At 42.6% G+C, this 13462-nt stretch carries 12 protein-coding genes; 8 read left to right on the top strand and 4 right to left on the bottom strand.

Annotated features, from left to right (window positions below):
• The first annotated feature begins 58 nt into the window (after nt 1–58).
• The 5 genes from EC846_RS00690 (at nt 59) to EC846_RS00670 (ending at nt 5151) form a co-directional block, all read left to right on the top strand.
• Nucleotides 59–1264 (top strand): acetyl-CoA C-acetyltransferase, encoded by a 1206-nt coding sequence (locus EC846_RS00690; RefSeq protein WP_123773779.1) that lies wholly within the window; start codon nt 59–61, stop codon nt 1262–1264.
• 10 nt (nt 1265–1274) lie between these two features.
• Nucleotides 1275–3410: a 3-hydroxyacyl-CoA dehydrogenase NAD-binding domain-containing protein gene (locus tag EC846_RS00685; protein ID WP_123773778.1), complete on the top strand. Its 2136-nt coding sequence runs from the start codon at nt 1275–1277 to the stop codon at nt 3408–3410.
• Nucleotides 3411–3575: 165 nt separating this feature from the next.
• A complete protein-coding gene (locus EC846_RS00680; RefSeq protein ID WP_047429412.1) occupies nt 3576–3797 on the top strand; it encodes a hypothetical protein in 222 nt (73 codons plus the stop codon).
• A 63-nt stretch (nt 3798–3860) separates the two neighbouring features.
• Nucleotides 3861–4715, top strand: a complete 855-nt coding sequence (locus EC846_RS00675) for a patatin-like phospholipase family protein (protein ID WP_005259431.1) — start codon at nt 3861–3863, stop codon at nt 4713–4715.
• 205 nt (nt 4716–4920) lie between these two features.
• Nucleotides 4921–5151 (top strand): hypothetical protein, encoded by a 231-nt coding sequence (locus EC846_RS00670; RefSeq protein ID WP_047429407.1) that lies wholly within the window; start codon nt 4921–4923, stop codon nt 5149–5151.
• Nucleotides 5152–5183: 32 nt separating this feature from the next.
• Here the strand turns inward: EC846_RS00670 and EC846_RS00665 are convergent, their stop codons facing one another.
• Nucleotides 5184–5612, bottom strand: a complete 429-nt coding sequence (locus EC846_RS00665) for a GNAT family N-acetyltransferase (protein ID WP_123773777.1) — start codon at nt 5610–5612, stop codon at nt 5184–5186.
• A 17-nt stretch (nt 5613–5629) separates the two neighbouring features.
• On the bottom strand, nt 5630–6847 hold the full coding sequence (locus EC846_RS00660; protein WP_069579591.1) for a class I SAM-dependent methyltransferase: 1218 nt from the start codon (nt 6845–6847) through the stop codon (nt 5630–5632).
• A gap of 101 nt (nt 6848–6948) precedes the next feature.
• Here EC846_RS00660 and trhA point away from each other — a divergent pair, with 101 nt between their 5' ends.
• From trhA to lpxO, 3 genes are all read left to right on the top strand, one after another.
• Nucleotides 6949–7590, top strand: a complete 642-nt coding sequence (gene trhA, locus EC846_RS00655; protein WP_032811078.1) for a PAQR family membrane homeostasis protein TrhA — start codon at nt 6949–6951, stop codon at nt 7588–7590.
• A 104-nt stretch (nt 7591–7694) separates the two neighbouring features.
• Nucleotides 7695–9005: an MFS transporter gene (locus EC846_RS00650; RefSeq protein WP_004775433.1), complete on the top strand. Its 1311-nt coding sequence runs from the start codon at nt 7695–7697 to the stop codon at nt 9003–9005.
• Between the two features lie 161 nt (nt 9006–9166).
• Nucleotides 9167–10072, top strand: a complete 906-nt coding sequence (gene lpxO, locus EC846_RS00645; RefSeq protein ID WP_004775434.1) for a lipid A hydroxylase LpxO — start codon at nt 9167–9169, stop codon at nt 10070–10072.
• A gap of 62 nt (nt 10073–10134) precedes the next feature.
• On the opposite strand, the gene EC846_RS00640 is transcribed toward lpxO, so the two are convergent.
• Both EC846_RS00640 and secA read right to left on the bottom strand, forming a co-directional pair.
• Complete coding sequence (locus EC846_RS00640) at nt 10135–10542, bottom strand: hypothetical protein (protein ID WP_123773776.1); 408 nt, start codon at nt 10540–10542, stop codon at nt 10135–10137.
• A gap of 147 nt (nt 10543–10689) precedes the next feature.
• The gene (gene secA / locus EC846_RS00635) at nt 10690–13425 is read right to left on the bottom strand and encodes a preprotein translocase subunit SecA (RefSeq protein WP_004775436.1); all 2736 of its coding nucleotides are present in this window, start codon (nt 13423–13425) and stop codon (nt 10690–10692) included.
• Nucleotides 13426–13462: the final 37 nt, after the last annotated feature.

Genomic DNA, 13462 nt, shown 5'->3' with positions numbered 1-13462 from the left:
ACACTTAAATTGAGTACACTCGATAAACAACAATTTTAAGGTGATACAAGGAAAACCTATGAGCGAGGCCTACATTATTGATGCCATTCGCACGCCACGCGGAAAAGGAAAAAAAGATGGCTCACTGCATGAAGTCAAACCGATTACTTTACTCACATCATTGCTGAATGAATTACAACAACGCCATCAGCTCGACACGTCAAAAGTGGATGATATCGTTTTAGGTTGCGTCACCCCGATTGCTGACCAAGGTGGTGATATTGCCAAAACCGCAGCGATTGCAGCTGGCTGGAATGATGATGTTGCTGGTGTGCAAATCAACCGTTTCTGTGCATCTGGTTTAGAAGCTGTCAACTTGGCAGCACAAAAAGTCCGTTCAGGTTGGGAAGATGTCGTTGTTGCAGGTGGCGTTGAATCGATGTCACGTATTCCAATGGGTTCCGATGGTGGTCCGTGGGCACTTGATCCTGAAACCAACTTAAAATCGTCTTTTGTTCCTCAAGGGGTCGGCGCTGATCTGATTGCCACTTTAGATGGCTATAGTCGTGAAGATGTCGATGCTTTTGCGGTCGGTTCACAACAAAAAGCAGCCGCGGCTCAAGCCAACGGTTATTTCGACAAATCAGTGGTGCCTATTAAAGATCATTCTGGGGTGCTGATTTTAGAAAAAGATGAATTTATTCGAGGTACGACCACAGTTGAAGGTTTAGCAAAACTGAATGCCAGCTTCGAAATGATGGGACAAATGGGCTTTGATGCCGTCGCATTACAGAAATATCCTGAAGCGCAAAAAATTAACCATGTGCATCATGCAGGCAACTCATCAGGCATCGTTGATGGGGCTGCAGTGGTGTTATTGGCTTCTGAAAAAGCAGTCAAAGAACAAGGTTTAAAACCACGCGCCAAAGTATTGGCAACCGCATTGGTGGGTACAGATCCAACAATCATGCTGACAGGCCCTGCCCCTGCTGCGCGTAAAGCTTTAGCTAAAGCAGGTTTAACGATTGATGATATTGACCTATTTGAAGTCAATGAAGCCTTTGCCGCAGTCGTGATGCGCTTTATCAATGAGCTCAAAGTTCCTGCCGAGAAAGTCAATGTCAACGGCGGTGCAATTGCCATGGGTCATCCATTGGGTGCTACGGGTGCCATGATTTTAGGAACTTTACTTGATGAATTAGAGCGTCAAGGTAAAAAACGTGGCCTAGCCACTTTGTGTGTGGGTGGTGGAATGGGGATCGCCACTATTATTGAGTTGGTGTAAGGAGCACAACATGAGCGCTATTAAATACGAAAAAAACGCTGACAATATTGTAATTCTTACCCTTGATTCATCTGGTCAATCTGCCAATACCATGAATGCAGAATTCCGTGAGTCACTCCAAGAAGTTAGCCAAAAACTCAAAACTGAAACTGATCTGAAAGGGATTATTTTCCGTTCTGCCAAGAAAACTTTCTTTGCAGGCGGTGATCTAGATGAGTTGATTCAGGTGCAACCAGAACATGCTACTGAATTCTTTAAAATGATTGAGGAACTCAAAGGCGATTTACGTGCGATTGAAACATTAGGGGTTCCTGTTGTTGCCGCATTAAATGGTACGGCGCTCGGTGGCGGTTGGGAAATCGCTTTAGGCTGTCATTACCGTATCGCGATCAATGATCCGAAAACCAAGTTTGGTCTACCAGAAGTGACTTTAGGCTTGTTGCCTGGCGGTGGCGGTATTGTCCGTATGGTTCGCCTGCTTGGTTTACAGAATGCGTTTCCATTCTTGATGGAAGGCAAACAGTTTGGTGTGGATAAAGCAAAATCACTAGGCTTAGTTCATGACACCGCTGAAAATGAACAAGAGCTTTTAGACAAAGCAATTGCTTGGGTCAAAGCCAATCCCAAATCGCAACAACCTTTCGATGTTAAAGGCTATAAAATCCCAGGGGGTGATCCGAAAACGCCTGCTGTGGCTCAAGTACTTGCCATTGCGCCAGCTATGCTGCGCGACAAAACCAAAGGTTGCTACCCTGCGCCTGAAGCAATCATGGCTGCCGCTGTTGAAGGTGCGCAAGTCGACGTCGATACCGCTTTGCGTATCGAATCACGTTACTTCACCCAGCTTACTGTAGGTCAAGTTTCCAAGAATATGATCGGTACCTTCTGGCATGGTCTGAATGCAATCAAATCAGGTGCGAGTCGACCTGCGGATGTTGCGAAATGGCAAGCCAGCAAAGTGGGTGTATTGGGTGCAGGCATGATGGGTGCGGGTATCGCCTACTCGACAGCAATCAAAGGCATCCCTGTGGTACTCAAAGATGTATCAGTTGAGAATGCAGAGAAAGGTAAAGCCTATTCTCAAAAACTACTCGATAAACGCGTTTCTCAAGGTCGTATGACGGCAGAAAAACGTGATCAGGTTTTAGCGCTAATTACTGCAACCGCTGATGCAGCAGATCTGCAAGGCTGTGATTTGATTATTGAAGCGGTATTTGAGAATCAGGAATTAAAAGCCAAAGTGACACAAGAAGCTGAGCAATATTTAGCTGAAGGTGGGATCTTTGCATCAAATACCTCAACCTTACCAATTACGGGTTTAGCAACGGCAAGTAAAGATGCCAAGAAATTCATTGGCCTACACTTCTTTAGTCCTGTGGATAAAATGCAACTGGTCGAAATTATTAAAGGCAAAGAGACTTCTGCGGACACATTGGCAAAAGCCTATGACTTTGTCCAGCAAATTGCCAAGACACCTATCGTGGTCAATGACAGCCGAGGTTTCTTTACCAGCCGTGTGTTCGGAACCTTTATTCAGGAAGGTATGCGTTTACTTGCAGAAGGCGTTCACCCTGCCAAAATTGAAATGGCTGCACTGAAAGCAGGTATGCCAGTTGGCCCACTCGCAATTCAGGATGAAGTCTCTTTAACTTTGACTGAACATGTGGCTGGTGAAACCCGTAAAGCATTGCAAGCTGAAGGTAAAGATTTGCCAAAAACTCCTGTGGATGAAGTGGTACACACCATGATTCACGAGCTGAACCGTAAAGGTAAAGCGGCGAGTGCGGGTTTCTACGACTATCCAGAAAATGGCAAAAAGCATTTATGGGATGGACTCAGCCGCTGGCAGAAAGACAACAGTATTACTGAACAGGATATGATTGACCGCTTCCTGTTTGTACAAGCACTGGATACTTTACGCTGCTATGAAGAAGGTGTTTTAGAGTCTGTGATTGATGCTAATGTCGGTTCAATTTTTGGAATTGGTTTTGCACCTTGGACTGGTGGCGCGATTCAATTCCTGAATCAGAATGGAATTGAGCAATCATTGCAACGTGCAGAACAACTGGCAGGCCAATATGGTGAACGTTTTGTGCCACCGCAACTGTTAAAAGACTTTGCTCAGAGAAAAGAAATTATTCAATAATTTTGTTCTCTCTGCATTGCATATCAGTCCGTATGGAACTCGTTGTCTATACGGGCTTTTTCTGGTTTCAACAGGGCCGTAGCAAAACTTTCGAGCATTACATCACGATTTATGCTATAACCACCAACAGTTTTGCTTTAATTTTTTGTCCTTTGGAACTATCTTATGTCTGAGAAACTCTGTCCAGAAACCTCACCGTGGGGTTGGAAAGCATTAATTATCACCTGTATTCTAAGCTTCATTTTTATGGTGGTTTTCTATTTAGCCATGAATAATGAGCCAGACTATATGCCAATGAACAAAAATAAAGTGGCACCTCAGTCTGAAATGTCACAATCGTCAATGATGTCTGAAACCAGCACGGAAACACATCAGCACAATCACTAAAATGCTTGTCGAACATGGTAAATCCTGTTAAACAGTGATTTATCATGTTATTCGAGATATTCAATGCTTCAACAAAATCGTCAGGCACTGGTCGTTGAAGGAGGTGGAATGCGAGGTGCATTCACCAGCGGTGTCTTAGATGCATTTTTACAGCAACAGTTTAATCCCTTCGATCTCTGTGTTGGTGTTTCTTCTGGTTCAACCAATGTCGCCAACTATCTGGCCGCACAACAAGGCCGCACGCTTCAAATCTATTTAGATCATTCACTTCGCACCGAATTTATTCATTATGGCCGTTTCTTCAAAGGCGGTGATCTGCTCGATTTAAAATGGATGTGGGATATCGTGGAAAGCGAACATCCTTTGAATCAGGCACATTTATTTGCGAATCATCCTGAATTTTATATGGTACTCACTCACGCCATTACGGGTGAAGCCACTTATATCAAAGCTTCCAAAGACAATATTCTGGATGGTCTAAGAGCCTCTAGCTCAATTCCTGTCTTGACGCGCCAAGCAGTTGAGGTATTTGGGGAACCTTATTTCGATGGTGGCGTAGCAGATGCCTTGCCTGTGCTTTGGGCTGCACAACAACATGATGTATCGAAATTGATGGTGTTAAGAACCCGTCCTCAAAACTACTATAAAGCCAGTAGTAAAGGCGATCAGTTCCTTGCAAAATATTTATTCAAGCAAAATCATGGCTTTGCGCAGAGCCTATTGTCCAGAACACAGCGCTACAATGATTCGGTTCAGTTTGTGCGCACACCATCAGGACAAAAAATTCTGGAAGTTTGCCCACCTGATCTAAAAAATATGGCAGGTCGACTCACCAAGAATAAGGCCAAAATCCGCTATAGCTACGATGTCGGCTTAGACGTTGGCTTACAAGCCATCGAAGACTGGAATAAACTTTAAATCCTTGTCGAATCATCAATAATATATTGAGACAGGATAAGCCTGATCATGCTCATCCTGTCTCACATCTCCCTCGAATTTTTCTATTTTAAAAGTTTTCTCTAACCTAACATTATTATTCACATTCCTATTTTTATACTTGGCAACAGCGGCTAAAAAGGCGCAAAATCTGCTTTTATTTTTTTTATTTATTTGGGAATTTATTATGAATAAGCAACCATCCCCACAAAAAGATTCAAATGAAACCGTATTGGGATGGAAATTTGTCATCATTGTTGGGGTGCTCAGTACCATTTTTTTAAGCTTTTTCTATTTAGCAATGACCCAAGAACCAGATTACATGCCTGGGGCACAGCGTAAGGCACAACAACAAAAAGAGCTTTCTCAGGAAGCCTCTCCTGCAAGTTCAGAAGTGCCTGCACAAACTAAGCAGTAGTCAGAACAGTCGATTGATGCCAATCTTACAGGTCAAACCATTCCTGTGATTGGCATGATCATCTCAATATGTGGAATACCACACTCATCATATTCCTCCCCTTGCACTACAAAACCAAGCTGCTCATAGAATGAAATTGCATGCACTTGCGATGACAAATGAAGAAATGCGCGATGTTGCTGCCGCGCATAAGCCAGAATCTCTTGCATGATCATTTGACCAATCCCTTGTCCTCGATAGGCCTTGAGGACTGCAACCCGCCCCACACTATTATTTTGTAATAATCGTGCTGTTGCAATCGGTTGCTCCTGATGATAAATCACAAAGTGTTGTGAGATCGCATCTTGTTCATCCCATTCATCCTGTTCTGGAATGGCTTGCTCTACGATAAAAACTTGCTCTCGAATTAATTTGGCATCACGCTGTAATTGATCCCAACTTCCCTGTTGAACGCGCAGCATATTTCCCTCGAATGTCATTAACACTTACAACCTATATTCTCGACTGGCATTTGATCTTGTAATAACAATTCCAAACTGTGTTTCTCAATGCCATACATTGCTTTTAACGCTTGAATCTGCTGCATAATTTTGGCATCAGGCTGCTGAATATCTTTGCGCTTGGTCGCCAGAATCATTTTGTTTTTGCTGGTATGTTCCAAAGATACAAATTCAAAGACTTTGGTTTCATAGCCATAGGCTTTTAGTAATAAAGCACGCAAGGTATCGGTCAACATCTCTGCCTGCTGGCCTGCATGAATACCAAATTGAAGCATCGGCTGTAACACCTCTGGACTTTGTAATTGCGGACGTAGCTCTTTATGACAGCAGGGCGCACACATGATCATCGACGCATTGAGGCGAATCCCTGTATGAATGGCAAAATCTGTCGCAATATCACAAGCATGTAAAGCAATCATCACATCCAGTTTTTCTGGATGATAGGTACGAACATCGCCTTCAAAAAAGTCTAAGTGATTAAAACCGACCTGATCAGCAATATTCTGGCAGAACTCCACCAGATTCGAACGCAGCTCAACACCCGTGATTAAAGGCGTTTTCTGTTGTGCTTGCAAATAGTCATATAACGCAAAAGTTAAATAGCCTTTACCTGAACCAAAGTCGACAATATTTAATTCTTGCTGTGAAGCATCGATTTGCTCATAGGCATTGGAAAAGATTTCAATAAATTTATTAATCTGTTTCCATTTTCGCGCCATGCTTGGCACGATCTGCCCTTTTTCATCGGTAATACCAAGATGTTTTAAGAATGGGCTTTGCTGTTGCACATAACGCTGCTTTTCACGATTATGCTGCTGTTGTTCAACCTTGTCTGTTGCTGCCTGTTTTTTCTGGCTATTCAACATCGCTTTCTTTTTATTTTTCTTAAGTTGTATGTCTTGATTCAAGGTAAATAAATTTGCCTGTTTAGATTGTGCCAACAATTCAGCAATTTTTTCCAGACCTTCGGTAATCGAATAGTTTTTTGTGATGTCTTGCGTGGTGTGATGGTACAAACAGGACAATGTTGCCTGTCCCTGCAACTCGATCATACGAAAAGTCATTTTTTCTAATTGTGCCAAATCGCCTTTGTACTGACTCAATATCAGGCGATCAAAGCTTTTATTTTCAATAGATTGCTGGATATCCAAGAAAAACTGCTGTTCTTGTTCAAAAGAAAAATTCGGCGCAAACATAATGAAAACCTGACAAATAGAAACTAAATTTTAAAGCGTCTTACTTTAAAAGGGAAATTGCATTACGATACAGTTGTATTTTTATGCAACCTGATCGCTTGATGAACTCAAAAACACTACTGGACTATGACCCAAAAGAAGAACTGATTAATGCCTATAGTCATGGGCTGGGTGCTGTCCTTGCCCTAATTGCTTCAATTTTTCTTATCATTAAGGGACATTCTCTCCCCTTAGGCCAATGGATGAGTCTATGGGTCTATGGCTTTAGCCTAGTCCTCTTGCTTGCGAGTTCTATGCTGTATCACTTTGCTGTGGATGAACGTAAGCGCTATTGGTATAAAAAACTGGATCATACTGCGATTTACTATTTGATTGCAGGCACCTATACGCCATTTCTGAGTATTGCGATTCCAACCGCCAAAGCCCATTATTTACTGATTGCACTATGGGTGATTGCCCTCATCGGCACTCTTTTTAAACTGGTCTTTATCCATCGCTTTCAGAAGATTTCCTTGGCAGCTTATTTATTGATGGGCTGGTTAGCGATTTTGGTGATGGATGATATGCAACGTTATCTGAGTAAAGATGCGATACAACTTTTAGTTGCAGGCGGGTTGGCTTATACCATCGGCACATTGTTTTATGCTTTAAAAAAGGTAAGATATACCCACGCAATTTGGCATGTTTTTGTGCTACTAGGGGCAGGATTACACTTTTTAGCAATCTACTGTTATGTATTATAAGTCTATATATAGCTTTCAGTTTTTCTAAGTAAAACTGCATATTCAAAAGGAATTTTTCAAGACAGACTTCTGTTTCTTGAACGAATAACATGAAGGTCTCTTGTATGTCGTCAAGCACTACGACTGCCACCCCAGAAGTGGCCAGCAATTCAAAAGTACGGGTATTATTTGCCAGCCTTGTCGGTACTACGATTGAGTTTTTTGACTTTTATATCTATGCCACAGCAGCTGTACTCATTTTTCCACATTTATTTTTCCCAGAAAGTAGCGATGGCGCTGCGGTTCTAAAATCACTGGCAACGTTTGCCATCGCCTTTATTGCACGCCCAATCGGCGCTGCTATTTTTGGTCATCTTGGTGATCGGATCGGACGTAAAGCAACCTTGGTTGCTGCCTTGCTAACGATGGGTATTTCTACGGTTTGTATTGGTCTGTTACCAACTTATGCACAGATTGGTCTTGCAGCTCCCCTGCTTCTCGCGCTATGCCGCTTAGGTCAAGGTTTAGGTCTCGGTGGGGAATGGAGTGGCGCAGTCTTACTAGCTACGGAGAACGCCCCAGAGGGCAAACGCGCCTGGTACGGCATGTTCCCACAACTCGGTGCGCCAATCGGCTTTATTCTCGCAACAGGTTCTTTTTTACTGCTCAATGCTTTTATGTCTGAACAGGCATTTATGACTTGGGGCTGGCGTATTCCATTTATTGCCAGTGCAGTATTGGTCTTGGTCGGCTTATACATCCGTCTAAAGCTGCATGAAACACCTGCGTTCCAGAAGGTATTGAATAAGCAAAAAGAAGTGAATGTACCTTTCAAGGAAGTCATGACCAAACATTTGCCAATGTTAATCCTAGGTACCATCGCAGCAATCTGTACCTTTGTGGTGTTTTACCTTACTACGGTTTTTGCCCTGAACTGGGGAACCACAAAACTTGGTTATGCTCGCGGTGAGTTTCTGGTGTTGCAACTGGTTGCGACCTTATGTTTTGCAGCCTTTATTCCGCTCTCTGCCATTCTTGCAGAGAAGTTTGGTCGTAAGAATACATCGATTGCTGTCTGCGTCCTTTCAGCATTGTTCGGACTTTGCTTTGCACCGCTTTTAGGCTCAGGTAGTCCATTCTTGGTATTCTTGTTCCTGTGTATCGGTCTTGCGATTATGGGTTTAACCTATGGACCAATTGGGACTGTATTGTCAGAGATCTTTCCGACTTCGGTACGCTATACCGGTTCTGCACTAACTTTTAATCTGGCAGGTATTTTCGGTGCTTCTTTTGCACCTTATATTGCAACGAAGCTGGCTGAAAGTTATGGTTTAGGTGCCGTCGGTTTATATCTCAGTTGCGCATCAATCCTTTCTTTAATTGCCTTTTTACTGATTCGTGAAACAAAGCATGATGATGTAAATAATCAAATTTAAGCGCTTAATTTCAGATGATCTGTGGATAACCGATCCCGATCATCTGAAATACCATTCAATTTGTGCCTTTTTATCTTATAAAGTTGCTTTTCTGACTGCATTCTTCCAAATATTTTTTGTGCTAAAATAACCGCCTTTATTTTTTCTTAGACGATTGTGTTATGTACGCAGTGATTATCGTTGCCGTATTTTTAATCAGCTTCTTATATACCTATTTACGCGGTAAAGAGCGCTTAAAAGCATCTCGACAATTATTTGACCATTCGACATTTTTAGCGCCGATCAACATGTTTATGACGGGCTTTTCCAAATTGCCGAACCAACCTTTCTTTGATGTGGCTCAGTTCCCTGAACTGAAACCGCTACAAGATAATTGGGAAGTCATTCGCGAGGAAGCCATTCAACTACAGAATCAGATTAAAGCCTCTGAAAAAAATAATGATGCTGGCTTTAACACTTTCTTTAAACGTGGCTGGAAACGCTTTTATCTGAAATGGTATCAAGATAGTCATCCGTCAGCACAACAACTTTGTCCCAAAACCGTTGCCTTACTGGAAAGCATTCCATCAGTAAAAGCAGCGATGTTTACCGAACTTCCTTCTGGAAGTTATCTAGGTAAGCACCGTGATCCTTATGCGGGTTCTGTACGCTATCATCTTGGCTTAGTCACGCCAAATAGCGATGACTGCTTCATTGAAGTCGATCAAGAGCGTTATAGCTGGAGAGATGGTGAAGCGACTGTATTTGACGAAACCTTCGTACACTGGGCTGAGAATAAGACCGATGAAACGCGTATTATCCTGTTCTGTGATATTGAACGTCCAATGAAATGGGGCTGGGCACAAAAGTTCAACCACTGGTTCGGTCGTAATGTCATGTCAGCGGCAAGCTCACCGAATGATGATCAGGACAAAACTGGCTTTATCAATCGCATCTTCAAATATGGCTATGCGGTACATCATTACGGCCGTGGTTTAAAAGAACGTAATCGCCCACTCTACTACGCATCAAAGTGGTTATTATTTGCGATTATTATTGGCCTGATCTTGTTGCCAAGTTTTCTTTAAGGCCATTTTAGCCACAAAAAAAGAGATGCGATTGCATCTCTTTTTTATTTTAAAACGATGACTTATTGAATCGCTTGAGCTGTTTGTGCGCCGGCAGTTTGTGCAGAAGCAGCATTCGCAGCTTGAACAGCAGTCTCACCAATCAAAGCAATCTTCGCCTTCTCTTGGCTTTTTGCAGACAATGCCGGGTTTGATGCCACAATACGATTGATGTTTGCAGAGTTTGCTGGTGCAATTGCCGCAGTTTGCAATACGATTGGACGGTTCCCTGTTTCACCCAACGTATAGCGAATACCAGTACGTGGACTCACGACAGTCGTCACTTCACGTTTGACTTGTGCTTCTGCTGTGTTACTACCTTTTGCTGCCAATACTTTATCGACAGTTGTAGTTTGTGTTGCTTCAGCTGCAAATGCAAAACCTGACACTGCAGCACTTGCTAAAATTAAAAGTTGTAATGGTTTTTTCATTGTCTTCCCGCTTTTAATGCGAATTCAATCAAGATCTGTAAGTTCAATAATGAAACTACAAAGCTGTCATTGACTCAAGTTATTTATCGTAAAAAAGCAGAGTCCAATGCTCTGCTTTTTTATTTTAGTGCAATCTAAAATCCAGCTTTAGATTTTACCGTGACATTGCTTGTATTTTAAGCCTGAACCACATGGGCAAGGCGCATTACGGCTTTCTGGTACTGGGAATGGTGCATTGTCTGTAAAGCCTTCTGTTTCCTCAGAAGCCGTTACTTCACCTGTTAAGCCATCCACATCATCATGTTCAAATGAAAGACGCATTGATTCAGCCTGACGTTGTTGCTGAGCTTCGAGTTCCGCCAATTCTTCCGCAGTCGGTACATGAACACGAGATAAGTCAGTTACTACATCAGATTTGATAATACCCAACATATTTACGAATAAGTTGAATGCTTCTTTCTTGTATTCTTGCTCAGGATTTTTCTGTGCATAGCCACGTAAGTGAATCCCTTGACGCAAGTAATCCATTGCCGCCAAATGATCTTTCCAATGGCGATCCAGCGAATTCAACATGAAGTGACGTTCAAGCATTGCTGCCGATTCATCACCCATTTGTTCACGGCGCTGGCGATAACGAGCAACCACTTCATCTGAAATACGCTCAATCAAGCCTTCTTCATCTAAACGACGATCTTGATCCAGCCATTGCTGCACTGGCAATTCAATACCGAGATCAGACTGTAACGCACCTTCCAGACCTTCGATATCCCACTGGTCATGAATTGACTCTGGTGGAATAAAGTTAGCGATTAAGCCTTTTACGACTTCGTGATGCATTTCTTCGATATAGTCTTGTAGTGTACTTTCTGCCAAGACTTCATCACGTTGTGAGTAAATGATCTTACGTTGTTCGTTATTGACATCATCGTACTTCAATAGGTTCTTACGAATATCGAAGTTACGTGCTTCAACTTTACGTTGCGCATTTTCAATCGAACGGCTCACCATTTTGTGTTCAATCGCTTCGCTTTCTTGTAAGCCCATCGCACGCATCATGCCTACGACACGGTCACCCGCGAAGATACGCATCAAGTCATCTTCAAGCGATAAATAGAAACGAGAGACACCAGGGTCACCCTGACGACCTGCACGACCACGCAACTGGTTATCAATACGACGTGATTCATGACGCTCAGAACCAATGATATGCAAACCACCCGAACTTAAAACGTCTTCGTGATCTTTTTCCCATTGTGCCTGTAAACGCGCTTCATCTTCAGGTGTCGCATTTTCAATTTTGGCAAGTTTTGCTTTCCAGTTACCACCCAGCAAAATATCGGTACCACGACCCGCCATGTTAGTTGCGATCGTAACCGCATTCGGACTACCCGCTTGCGCAATGATATCCGCTTCACGCTCATGCTGTTTCGCGTTAAGGACTTCGTGATGGATACCCGCCTGTAATAACTTGGCAGATAAGATTTCACTGGCTTCAATGGTGGCTGTACCAATCAGGATCGGCGCAACACCTTGCTGACGAATCTTGGTAATTTCTTCAATAATCGCAGTGTATTTACCATTACGATTTAAATAGATTAAATCGTTATGATCGACACGTACCATTGGACGGTGGGTTGGAATAATCACCACATCCAGACCATAAATTTCTTTCATTTCCGCAGCTTCAGTATCGGCAGTACCAGTCATACCTGACAGCTTTTTATAAAGACGGAAATAGTTCTGGAAAGTTGTAGTTGCAAGTGTTTGGTTTTCTGGCTGAATTTCCATGTTTTCTTTGGCTTCAACCGCTTGATGCAGACCTTCAGACCAACGGCGACCTGGCATGGTACGACCCGTGCTCTCATCGACAATAATCACTTCTTCTTTTTGCGTTTGAGGATTAATACCAATGATGTAATGCACATTCTTTTGATACAAATAGTGTGCACGGATTGCAGCAGTAACATGATGAACCAGATTCAGGTTGGTTGCTGAATACAGACTTTCGCCTTCAGCCAACAGCCCCATTTCAATGAGTTTCTGTTCTACTGTTTCATAACCCACTTCAGTCATTTCAACTGAGCGCTGTTTTTCATCTACCCAGAAATGTCCGCCATCAGCCACTTTTTCTTCTTTCTGTGGACGTAATGTCGGAGGAATACTGTTGATGAGCTCATACAAATGAGATGAATCTTCGCTTTGACCAGAAATAATCAATGGTGTACGCGCTTCATCAATCAAGATCGAATCGACTTCATCGATAATGGCATAGCTTAGGCCACGCTGTTTTTTCTCTTGTAGAGAAAACACCATATTGTCACGAAGATAATCGAAACCAAATTCGTTGTTGGTACCGTAAGTAATATCAGAAGTATAGGCTTGTGCTTTTTCATCAGGCATTTGCATTGAGTAAATCACACCAATGCTCAAACCTAAAAATTCGAATAATGGACGGTTTAACTCGGCATCACGTTGCGCCAAGTAATCATTCACGGTAATCACGTGAACGCCCTGACCACTCAATGCATTGAGATAACAAGCCAAAGTACCCATCAAGGTTTTACCTTCACCTGTTCGCATCTCGGCAATTTTACCTTCGTGCAAGGTAATACCACCAATCAACTGCACATCGTAGTGACGCATACCCATGACACGCTTTGCCGCTTCACGACAAACAGCAAAAGCTTCTGGCAATAATTTATCTAAACTTTCGCCATTACTAAAACGTTGTTTGAATTCTGGAGTTTTTGCAGAGAGGTCTGCATCGTTAAGAGCAGATATCGTCGGTTCAAGCGCATTAATTTGTTCAACAATTTTACGCATGCGTTTGAGCTCTCGCTCATTTTTTGTACCGAAGATACCTCCGATCAGACTTGCCAACATGAATAAACTCTCTAATCCTGTTTGTTATAAGGTTCGT

This window comes from Acinetobacter sp. BIGb0102, from assembly GCF_003815055.1.
GTDB lineage: Bacteria > Pseudomonadota > Gammaproteobacteria > Pseudomonadales > Moraxellaceae > Acinetobacter > Acinetobacter vivianii.
The sequence above is the reverse complement of the archived record's forward strand: the minus strand, read 5'-3'. Positions and strand labels throughout refer to the sequence as shown.